24 protein-coding genes are annotated in these 19,411 nt (G+C 39.2%); 5 read left to right on the top strand and 19 right to left on the bottom strand.

Annotated elements, in window-relative coordinates:
- Positions 1-138 precede the first annotated feature (138 nt).
- A complete protein-coding gene (locus JZO70_RS05275; RefSeq protein WP_207672498.1) occupies positions 139-2,076 on the bottom strand; it encodes an oxidoreductase in 1,938 nt (645 codons plus the stop codon).
- Positions 2,077-2,201: 125 nt separating this feature from the next.
- Between JZO70_RS05275 and JZO70_RS05270 the strand changes: the two genes are divergently transcribed.
- Both JZO70_RS05270 and JZO70_RS05265 read left to right on the top strand, forming a co-directional pair.
- Complete coding sequence (locus tag JZO70_RS05270; RefSeq protein ID WP_207672497.1) at positions 2,202-3,449, top strand: PucR family transcriptional regulator; 1,248 nt, start codon at positions 2,202-2,204, stop codon at positions 3,447-3,449.
- A gap of 138 nt (positions 3,450-3,587) precedes the next feature.
- On the top strand, positions 3,588-3,971 hold the full coding sequence (locus JZO70_RS05265; RefSeq protein ID WP_207672496.1) for a hypothetical protein: 384 nt from the start codon (positions 3,588-3,590) through the stop codon (positions 3,969-3,971).
- 76 nt (positions 3,972-4,047) lie between these two features.
- On the opposite strand, the gene JZO70_RS05260 is transcribed toward JZO70_RS05265, so the two are convergent.
- The 10 genes from JZO70_RS05260 to JZO70_RS05220 all read right to left on the bottom strand — a co-directional run bounded on the left by JZO70_RS05260 (position 4,048) and on the right by JZO70_RS05220 (position 10,288).
- Positions 4,048-5,430 carry an MFS transporter gene (locus JZO70_RS05260; RefSeq protein ID WP_207672495.1) on the bottom strand — a complete coding sequence of 461 codons (1,383 nt, stop codon included), beginning with the start codon at positions 5,428-5,430 and terminating at the stop codon, positions 4,048-4,050.
- A gap of 13 nt (positions 5,431-5,443) precedes the next feature.
- Positions 5,444-6,400, bottom strand: coding sequence for a nucleoside hydrolase (locus JZO70_RS05255; protein ID WP_207672494.1), 957 nt, complete (start codon positions 6,398-6,400; stop codon positions 5,444-5,446).
- A 16-nt stretch (positions 6,401-6,416) separates the two neighbouring features.
- Positions 6,417-7,094 (bottom strand): ribokinase, encoded by a 678-nt coding sequence (locus tag JZO70_RS05250; protein ID WP_347565094.1) that lies wholly within the window; start codon positions 7,092-7,094, stop codon positions 6,417-6,419.
- Complete coding sequence (locus tag JZO70_RS22670) at positions 7,064-7,333, bottom strand: PfkB family carbohydrate kinase (RefSeq protein WP_347565093.1); 270 nt, start codon at positions 7,331-7,333, stop codon at positions 7,064-7,066. Before JZO70_RS22670 ends, JZO70_RS05250 begins: the two co-directional genes overlap by 31 nt.
- A 239-nt stretch (positions 7,334-7,572) precedes the next feature.
- Positions 7,573-8,313 (bottom strand): GntR family transcriptional regulator, encoded by a 741-nt coding sequence (locus JZO70_RS05245; RefSeq protein WP_207672493.1) that lies wholly within the window; start codon positions 8,311-8,313, stop codon positions 7,573-7,575.
- Positions 8,314-8,441: 128 nt separating this feature from the next.
- Complete coding sequence (locus JZO70_RS05240) at positions 8,442-8,933, bottom strand: GNAT family N-acetyltransferase (protein WP_207672492.1); 492 nt, start codon at positions 8,931-8,933, stop codon at positions 8,442-8,444.
- A gap of 89 nt (positions 8,934-9,022) precedes the next feature.
- Positions 9,023-9,436 carry a hypothetical protein gene (locus JZO70_RS05235; protein WP_207672491.1) on the bottom strand — a complete coding sequence of 138 codons (414 nt, stop codon included), beginning with the start codon at positions 9,434-9,436 and terminating at the stop codon, positions 9,023-9,025.
- Between the two features lie 92 nt (positions 9,437-9,528).
- Positions 9,529-9,738, bottom strand: coding sequence for a hypothetical protein (locus JZO70_RS05230; RefSeq protein WP_207672490.1), 210 nt, complete (start codon positions 9,736-9,738; stop codon positions 9,529-9,531).
- 3 nt (positions 9,739-9,741) lie between these two features.
- Positions 9,742-10,056, bottom strand: a complete 315-nt coding sequence (locus JZO70_RS05225) for a hypothetical protein (protein ID WP_207672489.1) — start codon at positions 10,054-10,056, stop codon at positions 9,742-9,744.
- On the bottom strand, positions 10,043-10,288 hold the full coding sequence (locus tag JZO70_RS05220; protein ID WP_207672488.1) for a helix-turn-helix domain-containing protein: 246 nt from the start codon (positions 10,286-10,288) through the stop codon (positions 10,043-10,045). Before JZO70_RS05220 ends, JZO70_RS05225 begins: the two co-directional genes overlap by 14 nt.
- A 211-nt stretch (positions 10,289-10,499) precedes the next feature.
- Between JZO70_RS05220 and JZO70_RS05215 the strand changes: the two genes are divergently transcribed.
- Together JZO70_RS05215 and JZO70_RS05210 are read left to right on the top strand one after the other, a co-directional pair.
- Entirely contained in the window at positions 10,500-10,772 is a 273-nt protein-coding gene (locus JZO70_RS05215) for an AbrB/MazE/SpoVT family DNA-binding domain-containing protein (RefSeq protein WP_207672487.1), read from the top strand.
- On the top strand, positions 10,766-11,113 hold the full coding sequence (locus JZO70_RS05210; RefSeq protein WP_207672486.1) for a type II toxin-antitoxin system PemK/MazF family toxin: 348 nt from the start codon (positions 10,766-10,768) through the stop codon (positions 11,111-11,113). The genes JZO70_RS05215 and JZO70_RS05210 overlap by 7 nt, the downstream gene beginning before the upstream one ends.
- Before the next feature lie 91 nt (positions 11,114-11,204).
- Here JZO70_RS05210 and JZO70_RS05205 read toward each other — a convergent pair whose 3' ends face one another.
- The 6 genes from JZO70_RS05205 to JZO70_RS05180 all read right to left on the bottom strand — a co-directional run bounded on the left by JZO70_RS05205 (position 11,205) and on the right by JZO70_RS05180 (position 15,250).
- Positions 11,205-11,948, bottom strand: coding sequence for a hypothetical protein (locus JZO70_RS05205; protein ID WP_207672485.1), 744 nt, complete (start codon positions 11,946-11,948; stop codon positions 11,205-11,207).
- Between the two features lie 108 nt (positions 11,949-12,056).
- Positions 12,057-12,350, bottom strand: a complete 294-nt coding sequence (locus tag JZO70_RS05200) for a type II toxin-antitoxin system HicB family antitoxin (protein ID WP_207672484.1) — start codon at positions 12,348-12,350, stop codon at positions 12,057-12,059.
- Between the two features lie 35 nt (positions 12,351-12,385).
- Complete coding sequence (locus JZO70_RS05195; RefSeq protein WP_207672483.1) at positions 12,386-12,913, bottom strand: hypothetical protein; 528 nt, start codon at positions 12,911-12,913, stop codon at positions 12,386-12,388.
- Positions 12,914-13,004: 91 nt separating this feature from the next.
- Entirely contained in the window at positions 13,005-13,430 is a 426-nt protein-coding gene (locus tag JZO70_RS05190; protein WP_207672482.1) for a hypothetical protein, read from the bottom strand.
- A 56-nt stretch (positions 13,431-13,486) separates the two neighbouring features.
- Positions 13,487-14,212 (bottom strand): DUF6994 family protein, encoded by a 726-nt coding sequence (locus JZO70_RS05185; RefSeq protein ID WP_207672481.1) that lies wholly within the window; start codon positions 14,210-14,212, stop codon positions 13,487-13,489.
- A 177-nt stretch (positions 14,213-14,389) separates the two neighbouring features.
- Positions 14,390-15,250 (bottom strand): SDR family NAD(P)-dependent oxidoreductase, encoded by an 861-nt coding sequence (locus tag JZO70_RS05180; protein WP_207672480.1) that lies wholly within the window; start codon positions 15,248-15,250, stop codon positions 14,390-14,392.
- A gap of 52 nt (positions 15,251-15,302) precedes the next feature.
- On the opposite strand from JZO70_RS05180, the gene JZO70_RS05175 reads away from it, so the two are divergent.
- Positions 15,303-16,295 carry a LysR substrate-binding domain-containing protein gene (locus JZO70_RS05175; protein ID WP_242703781.1) on the top strand — a complete coding sequence of 331 codons (993 nt, stop codon included), beginning with the start codon at positions 15,303-15,305 and terminating at the stop codon, positions 16,293-16,295.
- A gap of 48 nt (positions 16,296-16,343) precedes the next feature.
- Here JZO70_RS05175 and lpdA read toward each other — a convergent pair whose 3' ends face one another.
- Positions 16,344-17,750 (bottom strand): dihydrolipoyl dehydrogenase, encoded by a 1,407-nt coding sequence (gene lpdA, locus JZO70_RS05170; RefSeq protein ID WP_207672479.1) that lies wholly within the window; start codon positions 17,748-17,750, stop codon positions 16,344-16,346.
- A 7-nt stretch (positions 17,751-17,757) separates the two neighbouring features.
- Positions 17,758-19,410, bottom strand: coding sequence for a dihydrolipoyllysine-residue acetyltransferase (locus JZO70_RS05165; RefSeq protein ID WP_207672478.1), 1,653 nt, complete (start codon positions 19,408-19,410; stop codon positions 17,758-17,760).
- Between the last annotated feature and the right edge of the window lies 1 nt (position 19,411).

Raw genomic sequence — 19,411 nt, 5'->3', positions numbered from 1 at the left:
AATTCTATCGCATACAGGAAAGCAATAAAAGAGAGCGTCTATTGATTTTTCCTAAGCTTAGAAGGTATATTGCAAAAAAGTGTATGAAATGAACACTTTCTCGTCATTTCATACACTATCATCGTTTATTAAAATGAATTACCTAATTGCCCAACCTGCAAAGAATCCACCACGAACTGCTTCAGCAACTTGTCCAATTTCATCGCAGTCGCCAATAATTGTTGCACTTGGATATGCATCCGCGATTTTATTTGCCAACGCGCTTAAACTTTTTGTTCCGAAGGAGGTAATCACGGTATCCGCAGCTAATTCTTCAGTCACATTATCGTGTTCCACAACGATGCTGCCTTCTTTGAATTCAGTGATCTTATGCCCGGTTTTAAGCTCTACTTTGTAATCTTCTAGTTTGAAGAGCAACGGGTTGCGATTATCTAGCAAGGCATTTGGTGCAATCTCATCCAACATCTCAACGATTGCTACTTGTTTTCCATCCATAACCAACTCAAGGGCACTATCACAGCCGGAAAGACCGCCGCCAGCTACGATTACCTTTTCACCTTTAATTTTATCTCCATTTAAATGTGCTTCCATCACATCAACGACATTTGGCAGGTCAATTCCTGGAATATTCGGTTTAATCGAAACAGCTCCTACAGCAATGATCACTTCATCAGCTTCAGCCAGCTCCGGTGAGGCTTCAGTCATTTCTTTATTGTAGACAACTGTAACCCCTAGATTTTTCAATTGACGTTTTTGCCATTCAACAAATGCTCGTAATCTGGATTTAAACGGTGGCGTATAGGCAGCGATCAATTGACCGCCTAACCGATCACTTTTTTCATAGATAGTTACCGTGTGCCCTTTGATTGCGGCGACGCGAGCGGCTTCCATTCCACCAGGTCCGCCTCCGATGATTGCTACAGTTCGTGTATGCTCTGCCGGAGTTAATGGATAGTTGGCTTCAAAGACTGCTTGCGGATTAATGGCACAAGAAATCACACGGTTTTGATACAAGCGTCTTACACAGACTTCGTTACATAATAGACACGGTCTGACATCTTCTCGCTGATTGTTTTTTAGTTTATCAGGCATATCAGGATCAGCAATGACTTGACGGCCAAACATGGCAAAATCGATTTTTCCATCGGCAATTAATTGCTCTGCTGATTCCGGTGTATGACTTCCAGCATTCAAGACTGGAATATCTACTACCTTTTTAATCTCATAAGCAGCTTCAGCCATGCATGAATCTCCTGCGTAAATGGCTGGCACCACCCATTGTTTTCTTTCGTAACAACCTAAGTCGATATCTAATGCATCCACGCCTAAATCTTCTACATATTTAGCAATTTCAATACTTTCTTCTAACGTTCTTCCACCATCAAAATCATGGTAAGCAGCCATTCTCAATAAGACTGGAAAATCTGGTCCAACTTCTTCCCGAATCACTTGATAAATTTCTCTTACAATTCTCATTCTGTTTTCAAAGCTTCCACCGTATTCATCCGTCCGCTTGTTCCAGGCTGGGGTCATAAACTGGTCTAGAATATAGCCGCTGTGGGCATGAATTTCCACAGCATCTGCTTCTGCCACGATGGCATTCTTTGCAGCTATTCTAAAGCTTTCAATGATATCTTTAATTTCTTCAATCGTAAATGCGCGACATAATTGATCAGGAAAATAGAAAGATGGCACTTCAGAAGCACTAACCATTTGATCATCTGAAAATGGGAAGGCATTTCTTCCTAAACCACAACCCAATTGAATACAAACTTTACACTGATGGGCATGTATCGCCTCGGTTAGTAAAGCCCAACCTTTCATTTGCTCATCGGTGCCAGCGCTCGTAATGTAATCGATCCACGGATCAGTCTTATTAGTAACGTACTGTACCTCTGTGATGATCATTCCTAAGCCGCCTTTAGCACGTGCTTCATAATAATCCAGCTGTGCCTTTGATGGTGTACCATCACGATTTTCTGAGAAGGTCCCCATCGGTGCCATTACCATGCGATTTTTCAGCTTCAGTGTCCCAATTTGTCCTCGTGAAAATAGATTCGGATAATTCGTCTTCATACTCCATTCCCCCTTGTTAAATTATTAACATGATTAAATTCTAGCATCTGTTTTTCTCGCAAACAATGTGCAGGATAACATATCTGTGATACTATAATAGTCAAAAAGCACTTAGGAGGACGACTATGGACACGCAATTCATTGAAGATAGCAAGTTGAGACTTTATGATTCTTTTCACAATTCAAGAGATATGATCGATTTATTACATACTGCTGCAACTCTTTTTGAAAACCCAATTATTTTGACAAGTTCTAGTTATCGTGTGATTCATATGAGTAACCCAACTGGCCAGCCTTTTGATGATTTAGTTTGGAATGATGCTGAAAAATATGGATACTGTAGTGCCGAGTCTATTCGCTTGTTCCGAAGAGACGGGGTAACTTCTTCCGTTCACGAGAATGATCAGCCAGTGTTTATCGATTATAGTGTCGGTAAAGAGGTCCCACGAATTATTCAAAAGTTGAAGGGGGACAATAAAATCATTGCTTACTTTGGCCTATTCCAAGCAAACAAACAAATTTCGGAAGAAGATATTATTTTAGTTGAGATTTTATGTAAGATTTTAGAGGTCGCATTTGCAGCCTCTCGTTATGAAGATCTAAGCTTAAGTAATCATATTCATGAAAGTATTATGCTGCAACTGCTGGAGTCTAGGATTCCTCGGAATGAAGTGTTCCAGGAACGCCTTACTGCTGCTAACTGGCATACTAAAAAGCTTTTTCATTTAATCTTCGTTCCATTAAAGAAAGATGACAGTAGCGTCTATTATGATCAGTATCTGCAACGAAAGATAGATGAAACGGTCTCTATCAGCAAGAGCGTGATTTACAATGAGAATGTTATCTTAGTTATTAATTCAGACAATGAACGAGAGCTTGAAGGAGCTAAGAATAAAATCAGTACCTTGCTTATAAAGAACAATCTTGCTGGAATATGCTCTCCCTTATTTACAGACTTGTATGACTTGCCTATTTATTATCATCAGGCAGTAGACACTTTTCATGTATTTAACATCTTAAAGAGCAAAGAATCCGGTTTGATTAATGTGAATGATTTTCTAGTGGGCACACTGCTTTACAAACTGCCTAAAGACATCAAGTACGATTTATACTTATGTCAGGAATTTAAGATTATTCGAGAATATGACACGATTCATCAGACAAATTTTGAAGAAGTGCTCGTCGCTTATCTTGAAAATAGCTGCAATATCCGGAAATCTGCTGAGCGCTTATATATTCATCGAAATACAATGCAACAAAAACTCAAGCATATTGGAGAGTTGATTGGCGATGTGAATGAAGGAAAATTGTTGCTGAAATTTTATCATTCAAGCAAGCTGTTTCATTGGGCAGAAAAATTGGGAGAGCATTAGTTTGAAGTGGTTAAGCTACAGTCAACCTTTAGTAAGGTAAGACTTTTTCACAAAACCTGAATATGCTATACTCATGTTCTAAAAATTTCATTCCATAAAGCAACTAAACTATTGTTGAATGATAAGGAGAACATTTTAATGAATAAAAAGATCCCAACCTGGCTGCTATTAGCCATGAGTACTTCCGTATTTGCAGTTATGTCCATCGGAACGAACGTATTTCGCAATTGGACTCTATTTTCGTCTTTAGTTTTATTAGCCATAGCAACAGCTTCAATTATTGCTGTTTACTTGATTGTTCAATCTTTTTCACGACAGAATCAGATTTCTTTGTTGTCCCTACTGTGTATTTCACAGATCGGAATTATTCTATTGAATTATTTGCTGTACAACTATGTTGGTGGGGTCATTCAGATAACAGTCGGTCTTCTAGTGGTTTATTTTGCAGCTAATTGGTGGGGTTCGCTTGGCAAACGCTATCGAGAGGTAGATATTCATTATGCACAGCAGAAAGCTGAGTAACTATTGGATAAAAAAACAACGTATTACTAAAATTACAGTAATACGTTGTTGGAATTCAGTGCTTTTCATCCTTCAATTATCCGTTTACAAGTTTCTTTTTGCTAAGCTGAAAGGATAAAATTGCTGCAAGAGCTATAATCCCTAAGATGAAAAAGATATTTTGATAAGTTACTAAATGAGAGTTGATAGAAAAAATGTTGACTCCTTCAGTCACTCGGCTAGCAATCAGCTTGCCACAGATAGCGACTCCCAAAGAACCGCTAATATTAATTGATAAATCATTCAGACCGATTCCTCGACCAATTTCATCCATTGGCAGAGTACCTGTCACGGTATCTAGTAATGGTGAATAAAGCGTGTTGAATCCAACAAAGAACAGAATACCTGCAAAGGCTAGCAAAACTCTTCCCTGACTGATAAATAATCCTGCCACAAAAAGACCTAATGTAATCATTAGCATTCCTAACAGAATAGTATTGAAACGACCCAATCGATTAGTGATTTTATCTCCAACACCTCCGACAATTGTTGCCGCAATATATGCTGGCAGCAAGATATATGAAACTAGTGATAGCGCTTCTTGATACCCGTCAGTAATTACGAATGTATAGACGAAAGAGAATGAAAATTGGACTAAATAGATCCCAATAACAATAGACAGGGCACGAATATAACGTTTGTTTTCTCTGAAAAATGTTGGTGTGATGAATGCTTCTTTGTTCCGATTAATATAGACCATGAAGATTACTAATAACGCAAGCATAATTAGCAAGAACTGCATCCTTAAACCATCCACAAAAAGTGTTAGGAAAACAATCATTCCACTAAACAGTACTAACCCGATAATATCCACTTTTTTCTTTTCCCTTTGTTCTTCTAATGGCGTGTACTTCATCACCGCCGGGATAAACAAGATCGAAAACAACGGAATCAATAACAGTAGCTGCCAAGAAATATACGTAGTGATGATCCCTCCCACTAAAACACCGGCAGCTTGTGCCAGTTGGAAACAAGCTGTAAAATAGGCAAAGTACTTAATTTTTGTACTCCCTTCAAGATAACGCGAGGCAATAACTAAGTATAAAGAACTAATCGCCGCCTGTCCCATCGTCTGGATTGCTCTGGCTAGAACGATCATCCCATAACTTCCTTGAAATGCGAAACCTAAAATTGACCCGATACTCAAAACAGAAATACCGAAAACTAACAGCTTTTTCACTGGAATGTAATCAGATAAAGCACCATATACCACACTGCAAACCCCTAATGTAATCGTAGTGATGGTCGCTTGAATACTAGCCGTGCTGGCCGAAATATTAAAGTTTGTCGCAATTAAGGGAGAAACCGTTACAAAGGCTTGCACCATCAAATTCGCCAGAACAAACAAGACTAACAGACATGGCATCAGCTTCTTCACGTCACTATCAACCTGATCATACATTACACTTCTTTTCTCCATAACAAACTTCCCCCTATTTAGAATCCGTGAATAACGCTTCTAGCGTTTGGCACATATCATTGACTACTTTATTTGTATCAACGTTGATACAAACCTTCACGTTAGGATTTTCCTCACGAATTTTGTCAGCAATTCCAATCGTACGTCCAACCGAAGGCCCTTCTGTTTCAACCGTCATAAACAACGGCAGCATAGTGAAAAATTCTGGGTGAATCGCAGCAGCAACTGCTGAAGGATCATGTAACGGACATCCGTGGAGATAAGGTGCAATTTCATCATGAATATTAATATAATAATCCACAATATCTGCGTATTTTTCTCCCGCAATAGTACCTTTTTTACGCCAGCGATCGGTATCAGATAATCGCAGCACAGACCGCATAGTCACATCCAAACCAACCATGATTACTGGTGTACCGCTTTCAAAAAGCAGTTTTGCTGCTTCTGGATCTTGAGAAATATTGGCTTCCGTGAATGGACTTACGTTTCCTGGTACCGTCAACGCTCCACCCATAATAACAATCTGCCCAACTTCTTTTGCCATCTCAGGATATTTTTTAAGGGCCATTCCTAAATTAGTCATCGGACCAGTTGCTACAATCACCAAGTCTTTGCCATATTGTTTGACCGCTTCAATGATATAATCCACACCATGTTGCGTTTCTTTTACTCGTTTTGCAGGTGTCAGGTCTACTTCGCCAACACCGTTTTGACCATGAATCTTCGCGCTAACTTCCAAACGATCAAAGCTATCCTTCTCCATTCCATGCTTGGCACCTAAATAAACTGGCACTGAAGTTTTTCCAAGCATTTCCAGGATGTTTAAAACATTTTCCACACCTTGCTCTGTATAAACATTTCCATAAGTTCCAACCACACCGATTAATTCCGCTTCTTTTGTTCCAGCCGCATAGGCCAATGCCATTGCATCGTCAACACCTGTATCAATATCTAGAATCATTTTTTTCATTTTAATCGCTCCCTCGCTATTTTATGTTTATATTTTTTATTTCAGTTAATGTCGGCATACCTGTCTGTGCACCCAGTTTTCTGATCGACAACGAGGCACCAATACTTGCCATTCGAATTGCTTCTTCGATCGGCAGCTGATTGGACAAACCATAAGCCAAAATCCCATTAAACGTATCTCCCGCTCCAGTCGTATCCGTAACTTCTACATCGATAGTCGGCAACGTAATTACCTGATTATCCATAATGTACGAGCAGCCTTTACTTCCTCTTGTAACAATCAATTTTGTACGGTGCTTTTCTTCCCAAACTAACATCGCCTGCTCTAAACTTGCTTCATCAGATAATTTCTTTCCAAAAAGTCCTTCAAATTCCGAGTCGTTTGGTGTAATGTAATCCACTTTTTCCAACAGCTCTTCAGGCAAGGCTGCAAAAGGTGCTGGATTTAAAATCGTAGTCACCTGTTTCTTTTTTGCCATATCAAATGCATAGTAAACAGTTTCTAAAGGAATTTCCAACTGGCAAAGTAAGACTGAACTATTTTCAATTTTCTCACGATTTTTTTCGACGATTTCCTGACTGCAAAGACTGTTCGCTCCAGGTATGACAACGATGGCATTATCCTTAGGTAAATTAAAAACTGTAGCAATCCCCGTAAACGTGTTCATTTTCTCAATAGTATCAATCTCCAGCATTTTTTCCTTTTGCAGGTATTCAGTAATTTTTTCCCAAAGGTATCGCTTCCAATACAACCAATTAAAGTAGTTGCGTCGCCCATTCTAGAAGCAGCTACAGCTTGGTTTGCCCCTTTTCCGCCCAATAAATAGTCGGCATCAATTCCGTGGATCGTTTCCCCAATATTAGGAAGTTTTTCCGTTGTAATCACTAAATCAATGTTCAGACTTCCTAATACACAAATCTTTCCTATACTCATCCTCCTTCTAAGAAATATATACATGTATATCTTTTCTATACATGTATAATAAAACGTTTTCTTAGCATTGTCAACAGAAAAAAGACAATCTTTTTTAGATTGTCTTACAATAAGTCATTATTGACAGTAGAAAAAGCACGAAATCTTAAGCAGCTAGCAGGGTTATTTTGTTGATGATAACAGCCTTTTTACCAAAATAAAAAATCGGAATCAGAGGTCTGATCCCGATTTTTCTATTTTTATGATTTTCCATTGACTTCAATATGACTGATATCAATCGGCAAATAATGTTTATTATGCAAGGCAGGAGTATCTTCATTGAGATATAGCTCCTCTTGAATTAAATAAAACTGGTCTTTCTCCGATATCTTATAGCGTACAGCAGAAATATTTCCTACCTCAGAATATTGAACATGAATCTTAGAATGTCGCGAATTTTGATAGATTGTCTCTTCAATGAATGATTGGAACATTTCTGGTTTTTTGAGATCAATACTTTCTTCAGTCAAAACCTCCACTGGCATAGTTGAAAAAGTATAGGCAACGGCTTTCCCTCTAGATTTATACCAGCGATCAATAAATATAACCACTGCTACCTTCTTTTGTAGTATCTTGTCAGTATAATCGGTAGAAGGTTCAATATGAAAATCCAGTTCTACTTCATCTATTTCTACATCCAAACAATTATGAACAGGATTAGTAATCGTTTCCAATCCAGAAGTCCATTTAGAAGAATTGCTGATAACAAAATTACCTTTTCCTTTGATGATTTTCAGTACACCGTCGTCTTGCAGAAATTGCAGTGCCTGCCTTAAAGTCATTCGGGAAACACCCATTTTTTCAGAAAGATCATTTTCCGGAGGTAATTGTGAGTTAACAGGGTAGGTTCCGTCCTTGATCAATTCATACAGTTTTTCGTACACATCGACATAACGTAGCTTGCGCTTGCGATCTATTTCCAATTTATCTTTTTTATTCATTGATTCGTCCTCTTTCATGTTAATTACGTTTATTATACAAGAAAAGCAATGTTAAGACGAGCTATTTTATACATCTAGTCTACCTGTCTAAAGTCAACAACACAAAAAAACTGACTAATCAGCCAGCTCTATAAATCTAACACCATATTGTACCAAATTTCCCCTGCATGCTGAGAATCTGATATACCTTCTGTTTTATACCCGTTTTTTTCATAAAAAGGAATCAAGTTTTCTAAACAAGTCAAAGTTATTCCTGTTCTATCCTGTTCTTTAGAGACTTTTGCCAACTCCTCCAGCAGCATGCTGCCAATCCTAAATTTCCGGTAATTGGGAGCAACCGCAAGACTAAGAACAGACTGATACCCACCAGTCTTAGGATTTGGAATGGTCTTTTCAAACAATTCATCGTACAGATATCTTTCTGGTATGACTGGACCAACGGCGTAGCCCAACAAATCATCCTCCTCTTTTACCGCTACGATGAAGCTATCCCCTATCATCCGAATCCGTTCAAGCATAGCTTCTCTTGTGCCAGCTTCCTCTGGAGAAAAGCCAGCATTTTCAATCGCCATAATGTCATCTATATCTTTTTCAATCGGAGCTCTGAATTTAATATTCACATGATCACTTCTTATCATTATTTCCAAGATGGATATAAATACTTTAACACACTAGGGAAATTATCCGAAAAACAGATTAGTCCTTCTGTTTACAGCTCTTCCCAAAATTCCTTAAAAGATTCAGACCTCCCCCAATCACAGTTGATCCTCGTGCTTTTAGATGTATGGTTGTCGATAATATCGATGGGATACATCGTGACTGCTTTGTAGTGCGGCTTCACTCTTTTGCCAAATCTTACTGTGATGTGACGCATATCGAAGTCTTTCTTTCGTAAACCGAAAAATGTCAGCACTTCAAGTCGATTTCTTTCAACTTTGATTATTGTAATCTGTCCAATTAAAACCCAACAAAAAAATACGATTGATAGCGGGAAGAACAACCAAAAACTTATGCGTTCTGCGTAACCATATTCGTAAGCGTAAGTACACCAATATACCAAAAAAGCCAGGATGAAAAGCGTTTGTATTATCTGCCTGATATTCCATACAATGATTTTTTTCATGAAAGCTCCTTATTATAATACTTTGTATTAAGAATATATCATTGTATTTGGAATGTAAATGGAATTTGAGCTGTGTCGATTATTTGGGGTAGTTAATCTTCAACTTCATCATGATTTTTCACTTCATCTTTCTTAGCCTGTTCAAGTTCATTTTCAATAAATTTGTCTAGTTGCTGTTTTTGAGTACTTTCTTGATCGACATCAAGTATTTGATCTATAGCATCTTGTTCCAGAAATTGGCTCAGTCCTTTAGCTAGATCCTTTGCTTGTCTCATGACGAAGTCTTTCTCATATTCAGCCATTTGCTACCTCACAAACTTTAAATATTTAGCACTTGCGAAGAACAATCCAATTAACGCAGCAATCACAAAATTGGCACATAAGAATAGTTTCCAATTATTAACCGTATAAAACAACAATCCGCTGTTTAACCCACAATTGATCAAGAGAACTATCGCGGCGGTCTTGTAAGCCAATAAATCGGATCGTTCGTCGTCACCCATTTTAAAGAAAATCAGAAAAACGCTGAGAACTATTACTGCAGCAGCCAAACACATAAAAACAAGCAGAGTATTTGATAATCCAGGACTGCTGTTAATCAATTGATCAAGATTCTTCATTATTTGTTCCTCCATCCTCTACATACTGAAATATTTCATCAATATCAACGTTGAAAAATTTGGCGATGCGATACGCTAAAATCAATGAAGGTACATAATTTCCCTTTTCCATCACAAAAATCGTTTGCTTTGAAACCCCGACCTGCTCAGCAAGTTCCCGCTGAGAAAGTCTCGCAAGCACTCTATACTCATAGACTTTATTTGTAATAGAGTCATTCAACTGTTTCTTCACTCGTCCTCACCTCACACCTTCACTATAAAGTATTTCTATACTAAAGTAAAGTAAACTTATACAAGGATGGCATATAGAGATGAGGATGACTACCTGTGATTCATTTGCAGGAATTAATTCATCATCGAATCCTGGCAAATGTATATACATAATTATACAAAAACGATACAATAAGTTTATACATAGTATAAACACGAGAGGAGAAATTAGCATGGAAGAACGGTTAAACGTTAAAAAATGGGGGAACAGCAATGGTGTTCGTTTATCAAAAAGTTTGATGATGTTTTTGGATATCAAAACGAATGATACCTTGTCAGTAGTAACCGAGGAAACGGACGGTAAAAAAAGACTTATCATTGAAGCTTTAAAGGAAAATACCCCTGAAGAAATTTCCATCAATGAGCTATTTGCAGACTATAATGCGGAGGGGATTCGCACCGAATTGCAAGACTTAGGCGAATCAGTAGGTAACGAAAAATGGTAAGAACTCCCATGCAAGGTGATATTCTGTTATTAAATACAGCTCCACATGCCGGACATGAACAAACCGGCAGTAGACTTTATATTGTTTTAAGTCACAAAGTTATTGCCGAATACTCAAAAATTGTGATCGTTGCCCCCATCTCGACTACGCTCAGGAACTATCCTCTTTATATTGAAATCAAACCAGAGCATGAAATGAAAACAAAAGGAAAAGTAATGCTGGATCAACTATTAACAATTGACTACGAGGCTAGAGAGTGCAAATTTTTAGAAAAAGCAAATGAATCTCTTCTTAATGAACTGCTAGTTAAAGTAAAAGCAGTGTTTGAAAGGAACAACTAGACTGATGATTATTTCAAACTTTTCAAAGTCCAAACCAAAAAAAGGGATCAGCTTACCTGCCCTGATCCCTATCTCAATACAATTTATAAACTTACACAAAAATAAATAAGACGCTGGAACAAATTGTCCCAATCAAAAAGGACTTAATACTCCCCTGATTTCCATCCGGCAGCTCGAACTTAATAATGTTCATCAGCATCGCCCCGGTGATAAACGCCTCAATCGACAGAATAACATAATAAGGCAGTTGGATTAAAAGTGACAACGCGGCACCGACGACAATACTTAATGAAAGTACGTAGCGGCCACGTTTGTAATACATTTCTCCATGATGATGACTTAACGACCAATCGTTCATCAAAAAGTGCAGGCCAAAAGCTACAAAATAAGTCAGCATATGAAAGCGACCTGAAAAGGTATTTGCAATTACCAAGTAACCAATCATCACGTTGTAGACTGCATAAAAGGAAATATCTGACCAAAAGTAGGCAATTTCAGCACTAGTGAGATCACGCTTCTCCACGATAGAAAAGTTGTGTTCTTCCAATTTGTACATTACATATGAAATAACTAATCCCAACAAAACAATCGCATAGATCGTATGTGTGTAATGAACTCCCGAATCCCAACCGAATTCATCAACCAATACCGATTGCGAATAAGCCAGCTGCGGCAGCAAATGAATGATGGCATAAGACACACCTACTCCTGCCGCAAAAGACATCATAAATTCTGCGTTTATTTTATCCAACAAAAAGTATCTAGAACCCAAATGGATTACCACAAAACCGATAACCACCAACAAATTCATCAAATTTTCTTCCAAAACTGCCATAACAATAGAACTCCTTTTCCCTAATCACCTTACTTTTTTCGTTTATCTCTTTTAATTATAAACGTTCAGGTTATTGGACTGTCAATAAATATGATTAGGGTAAGGAAATCATGGAACTAACACGTCTTCTGCTGCACGCTCTAAATCAATCGAAATACAAAGGATTATGCTGGAATCAGATGGTTTCTCGATATCTACTAAAGGACTGACTTCTGGCAGTTCATCCACATCGTATAAAGATAATTCAAGCACCTCAGCCGCCATAGCTAGACTCTGAGTAAAACCATCTCCTTGAGAAATTGCATCAGGAACGTCGGGAAACGTAATAGTGAAACGATCTTTTGTCACATCGCTTGGTTCAAAAATAGCTGGGTAAGCAACAATATTTCTTTGCTTAGACATTGAATCAGTCCTTTCAACATTACTGGAAACTAATTTTATTTAGCAGGTACTATCTCAAAAAATTCATGCATGCCCGCTCGCTGATCGATTTTCCCGTTTGTATAAACCCTGAACTGTTTCCCCCCCTGTGTAATACTGCCATCATTTTCACCATCGTCAGTCATAATCGGAATACTATAAAATTCGCCTGTAGCGTCGGATCTTAATTCCTGATTTTGCCGATTAATCTCATGAATAGCAGTTGTGTTTTCATTCTTATCAGGACCATATGTCCACGAAGATTTATTATCTAATAAATAACTCACAGCATCTTCAAAATTCGCAATTGACACCGAATCTTTTACTCCTTCATTACATATATCCATAATTATTGCTAAACGGTCAAAGATAATACTGTTATCACTATTGTACCGATAGGTGTCATTGTAATGTCCGGTACCCATAATTCCTTTCGCTCTTTCATATTCTCCAAGTGCTACTTTTTCATTCACCATGTCTAGATGATCTAATTGCTGTGTCCATTCTGTAACTGCCGCTTTTTGTTCTTCATTGCACCGAGCCAAATCAATTTCACTGTTGATATAATTGCGAGCCTGGGCTTCTTGTTCAGCATCAACGTCACCTTTCAGTTCTAAAAAAATTCCCTGCCAAGTTTCAGCTGAATAGGTGCTGTTCTTTTCTTTTTCGATAGCTTCGTCGTATATTGCTTTTTACTTGTTTTCCAACAAGACTGGAATCTTTATCTAACACTTTAGATTCATGTACATTGTTAATTACACCTTGGTAATCTTCTTGATCCATCAAGGTCGTAATCGCAAGCAACACATCAAGGGCTTCAATGTACTCATTTACTTCTTTTGTATCTTTTTCCTCTTTTGCCATTTCTAAAGAGACTATTGCTCGATCGTATTTTTCTTCTTCAATGTATTTTTTCGCCGTCTTGATATATTCGTCGTAATTCCCTTTAGCAGACTGCTGTGTTGCATTCGTTTCTTCAGTTTTTGATTCTTGATTTTTACACCCGACTAATCCTAATCCAAGCAAAGCGATTCCCAAAACTAAAATCTTTTTCCCTAACATTTCCATTACTCCTCCACCCTTCTCACGAACGTTTTATTTTTAAAATCCAGAATAATTTATTTTAGTTCACTCATCAGTTTCCGAAACATGGTCCTTCCTCTTAATTCTACCAATCTATTTACAATAACCACATATTCTTCAAAAGTTAGCTCACTCAAATTCACTATTTCTTCCTGTTTTATATAGTCTGATAAATAATTCTTTTCAATAAAGGAATCAAAATCGTCAAAATGATCGGTATAATAACTGGCCTGGGATAGTATCAATCCAAAGTCGTTCATAGTTTTTTCATTCAAATAGTCTTTAAACTGTTTAATGGCGAGATCCATGTAGTCAGTGCATTTCGAATTTTTCATCGTGTTCAATGTACTGCCTTGATATTTCTCTAGCGGCAAACACCAGAAATTTCCTAATTGGTGATTATTACAGATTTCAGATGTAAATATCTCTTTGTTCATCCCATCTGATAATATCTTGAAGGTTTCTAAACCAAACACATGATTACTTAAAGACTTAGTATGATTTTTTATAATTTCTAAATAGCGTAATTGGTCTATTTCAGGTAAGTTTATATAATGTGCACCTTCTTCACGAAAAATTGCCCTTTTATATGTATTTATTACATCACCAGAATAGTAGCTTGGTTCTTCTTTATACCACGGAAATAGTGCAACATAAATTTCTTTTATCAATCGAGAACTGTCAGGAATCGTTGACTCATTGAAAAAATCATACTTAATTGCATTTTCTTCTCCAAGTTGGATAAACTCATTTAATTTCAATTTGGTTCCTCCTAGAATATTCTGATATTTAATAATATGAAATATCTTAAAATCCTAACTAAATTAATTATACTATATCACCACAAACTCCACCTCACAAAAAAGCAGAAGACACCCCCTGGCATCTCCTGCTTCACTCAAACTATCAGCTCAACTATTCGTTTATTCTCAGCTTCTTCACCGAAACTCCCCAACAGACACTGCAATCTTCTCCCATTTCTCAAATACTTCTTCTGCTGTCCTGCACATCTGACCTCGAATATCCAGCGGATAGTCTACACCGTCTGCTTCTTGCCAACGAATTCCGTGAAATTGTCCATTGCTTGTTCGCAGTATCCATGCAGATTCTTGACAGTCTGATGAAGCAAGATAAACTACTCCTGGTACGATGCTTTCCGGCTTGAGATCCAACGGCTCCCGGTTGACACCCCACATTCTAGTGCGCGCGACTGGTGACACCGCATTGACTTCAATTCCAGTTCCATTACTTTCAGTAGCTAGTACATTCATTAGACCGATTTGACTCATTTTTGTTGCTGCATAAGCGGTCAATCCGGCGGAAGCATATTCTGTATAGATTGCTCGACAAGAGGTTGTAAAAACTATCCGTCCATAGTTCTGCTTAACCATGTGAGGCCAAACAGCTTGCGCCAACCAGATGGGTGCTTCCATTTGAATAGCCATGGCACGATGCAGAAATTCTGGCGTCAATTCCATAATTGTCTGATACCCAACCCACCCTGCATTGTGGATAAGAATATCCGCGCGACCAAATACCTCGATTGCTTCTTGGATTAATGCATGACAGCCTTCGCGATCATCAATGCTAGTGGTAGATGCAACAGCCTGTCCACCTTTTTTGATTATTTTTTCCGCTTGTTTTTCAGCAACTGTCGGATCATTCCCGGTCCCATCTAGGCTAACACCAACGTCCTGGATAAGTACTTTAACACCTCTTTTGGCAAGTCCCTCTGCATAAGCTGCTCCAAGGCCGCGTCCGCTTCCAGTAATAATGGCTACTTTGTTTTTAAAGTGCATTTTCCTCACTCCTATCTTGCACAGCTAGCAACGTTTACAAGAAAGATTGGCATTGTTTGTCCCTTTACTTCATTGTAAACTGGATTTAACGATAGGTAAAATAGAAAAAAACGTTTATAGTTATCTGCAAAATAGATTACAAGGAGGAGTCATCATGGAGTTGCGACAGATTCGATATTTTGTTGTCTTGGCAGAAGAATTACATTTTGGACGAGCTGCAAAACGTATTTGTATTGCTCAATCTGCACTGAGTCAGCAAATTCAGAAGCTGGAAGAGGAATTGGGAAGTCCACTCTTTACAAGAAATACCCATAAAGTAGCCTTGACCGAGACGGGATTCGTATTTTTAAAGCATGCAAAAAGTATTTTAAATGGGGTTCAACACGCGGAAGATTCCATTACTCTAGCTGCAAACGGTTACTCTGGTAGACTAACTATCGGTTTTGTCGAAGCTGCACTTTGGGATATCGCACCCCAATTAATGCGCTCCTTTAACCAGAAGTATCCCAAAGTTGAACTTGTCCCTCATCAAATGAACACAATCACTCAGATAGAGGCCTTAAAACAGCAAAAGCTTCAAATTGGAATTGTAGGAAAAAAGGTCCCACTTCTTGGTGTTAACTACCAGCTAATTCGTGAGGAAGAGTGGCTCTTAGCATTGCCTTCCTGGCATCCTTTGGCAAATGAAAAACAAGCAGCGGTTGAAGATTTAGCTGAGGAACGGTTTATTGCAATTCGTCGAGAATCTGGTGCCTTCTATTTTGATCAGTTTATTCAAACCTGCATGGATAACGGCTTTAGTCCAAATATTGTTCTGACCGCTGATAAAATGCAACCGATCTTGGCTTTTGTCGCCAGCGGAATGGGAATTGCCCTGATCCCTGAATCGGCTAGGAACATTCGTGACGATCTCTGCTATGTTCCTTTAAAAGGAGTAATTAAGAATCGGTACAAGCTATTTCTTGCTTGGCAGGCCAACCAGCAATCAAAAGTCGTTGAGAATTTTGTAGAGGAAGCGGTTTTGATATTCCCACAATTAGAATAAAAAAACAGAAGACACCAACCGGCATCTCCTGCTTCACTAAATCTTCTATTAAATATGAATTGGCATTCCCAGCGCTAACTCGGAAGCGTCCATCACGATTTCCCCTAATGATGGGTGTGGGTGAATGGTCAAGGCGATATCTTCAGCGTTCATGCCTGATTCGATCGCTAAGGCTAGTTCTGAAACCATATCACTAGCACCGACACCAGCGATTTGCGCACCAATGATCACGTTGTCTTCAACAGTAGTAACTAGGCGCATAAACCCTTCCGTTTTAGCAAGTGACAACGCACGTCCGTTACCAGAGAATGGGAATTTGAAAGCTTTCGCTTCAAGTCCAGCTTCTTTGGCTTCTTTAATCGTCATACCAACTGAAGCTAATTCTGGATCAGTAAAGGCAACGGCTGGCATTGCTTTGTAATCCACGGCTACTTTTTTGCCAGAAATGGCTTCGGCAGCGATTTTTGCTTCGTAGCTGGCTTTATGAGCTAAAGCAGCCCCTGGTACAACATCACCAATTGCATAGATATTTGGAATATTGGTACGACCTTGGTTGTCGACTTGGATCAAGCCGCGTTCGTTCATTTCCACGCCTGCTTGTTCTAGTCCCATGTCGTTAGTGTTTGGTCGGCGGCCAACAGTTACCATTACGTAGTCTGCTTCAATGGTTTCTTCTTTGCCGTCTACTTCATAACGTACGCTTACGCTGTCGCCGTTGTCCACAGCTTCGCGGGCCATCGCTGAAGTGATGATCTTAACACCTTTTTGCTTGAAGTCGTCTTCAACAATTTTCACCATGTCTTTTTCATAGGTAGGTAAAATTTGTGGTGTTCCTTCAATAATCGTTACTTCTGAACCCAGGTTAGCATAAGCAGCACCTAGTTCGGCACCGATTACGCCGCCACCGATGATGACGAATTTCTTCGGTACTTCTTTTAATGACAAGCCGCCAGTTGAATCTAGCACCCGTCCGCCAAATTTGAATCCTGGGATTTCGATTGGGCGAGAACCGGTTGCTACAATGGCATTGTTAAATGAGTAGGTTTGAGCTGAATCCGGATGGATCACTCGCAACGTCTGCTCATCTACGAAGAAGGCTTCTCCTTCGATAATTTCAACTTTGTGTTTTTTCAACAAGAATTTCACACCAGAAGTCAATTTGTTAACGACTCCGTTTTGTTTCCATTCTTGTGTTTTTTCAAAGTCTAGTTTTACGTTTTCAGCGGTCACACCAAAAGTAGAAGAATCTAACGCTTCTTGGTAATGGTGTCCAGCTGAGATTAGGGCTTTGGAAGGGATACATCCGACATTCAGACATACGCCTCCAATAAATTCCCGTTCGATGATGGCCACGGTTTGGCCTAATTCAGCAGCCCGGATGGCGGCAACATACCCGCCAGGTCCGGAACCGATAACGACTGTATCTAATTCTATAGCAAAATCTCCAACTACCATGTTTCTATCATCCTTCCATTAGTAATAATTCTGGTTCAGCCAATAGACGTTTGATGTTGTTCATGGCTTGTTGTGCAGTTGCCCCATCGACAATGCGGTGGTCAAAGCTTAGGGATAGTTTCATTACTCGTCCAACAGCTAGTTCGCCTTCAGCATTTACAATTGGTTGTTGCGCAATTGTACCTACGCCTAGGATCGCTACTTCTGGATAGTTGATCACTGGAGTAAAGAAACCTCCGCCAACTGAACCGATATTTGAAATTGTAATTGTTCCGTTACGCATATCGTCAGCAGAAAGTTTGCCGTCATGAGCCAAGGCTGCTTTTTCGTTGATTTCATCAGCGATTTCAAACATGCCCTTCATGTTAGCATTTTTAATATTTGGTACATATAATCCAGCATCCGTATCTGTTGCGATACCGATATTGTAGTAGTTTTTGTACACAATTTCTTGAGCTGCGTCATCAATTGATGCATTCAAGACTGGGAATTTCTTCGCTGTAGCTGTTAATGCTTTAACAACATATGGCAAGAAAGTAAGTTTTGTGCCATTGTCGGCAGCCACTTGTTTGAATTTCTTGCGGTGATCCCAAAGTTTTGAAACTTCTACTTCATCATGCAAGGTTACGTGTGGCGCTGTGTGTTTACTGTTAACCATTGCTTTAGAGATTGCTTTACGCATTGGTGTAAGTTTTTCACGCGTTTCCATTTCACCCATATCTGAAGTGTAAGGTTTCGCTGGTGCTGCTGGTTTTGCAGACTCAGTTGCTGTAGAAGCTTGAGCAGTTGTTTCTTGTGCTGCTTCCGTGCTTTCAGCTGGTTTAGCTGCTGCTTGTCCACCGCCAGATACAAAGGTATCAATATCTTCTTTTGTTACTCGTCCACCTTTGCCAGTAGGGTTCACTTGACTAATGTCTACGTCTTTTTCACGAGCGTATTGACGAACTGATGGCATTGCCAACACACGTTTATTTGGATCAGCAGCAGCTACCACCGTCCCTGTTTCAGCAGATGTTTCCACTGCTTCGGTTGGTTTGCTTGCTTCAGCCGGTGCGCTTGTTGCTGTATCGCTATTGTGTCCCGGTGCATCGATTTCCACTAGAACGTCGCCAACGTTTGCTACTGTTCCTTCAGATACGACAATCTTCTTGACTGTTCCGGTAACTGGAGAAGGGATTTCTTCCACTGATTTGTCGTTTTGGACTTCTAACAAGGTATCGTCTTCTTCGATCTTGTCGCCGTCTTTAACAAACCATTTAACGATTTCGCCTTCCGCAATTCCTTCACCGATATCTGGTAATTTGAATTGGAAAACACCACCGCCGTCGTTGCTGGCAGCTTCGGTTGGTTCAGCTGCAGGATGAGCCGGTGTTTGCGCTTCTGCTGGTGCAGGAGACGCTTCTTCTTCGTCATCTTCATGTCCTGGTGCATCGATTTCGACCAAAACGTCGCCAACGTTTGCCACAGTACCTTCTTCAACTAGAATATTTTTAACTGTTCCTGTTACAGGAGAGGGAATTTCTTCCACAGATTTATCATTTTGAACTTCTAATAATGTATCGTCTTCTTCGATTTTGTCGCCTGGTTTTACGAACCACTTAACAATTTCGCCTTCTGCGATACCTTCGCCAATGTCTGGCAGCTTAAATTTGAAAGCCATG

This window comes from Candidatus Enterococcus moelleringii, assembly GCF_017377575.1.
Lineage (GTDB): Bacteria > Bacillota > Bacilli > Lactobacillales > Enterococcaceae > Enterococcus_A > Enterococcus_A moelleringii.
This window is presented reverse-complemented; position numbering and strand designations above follow the sequence as displayed.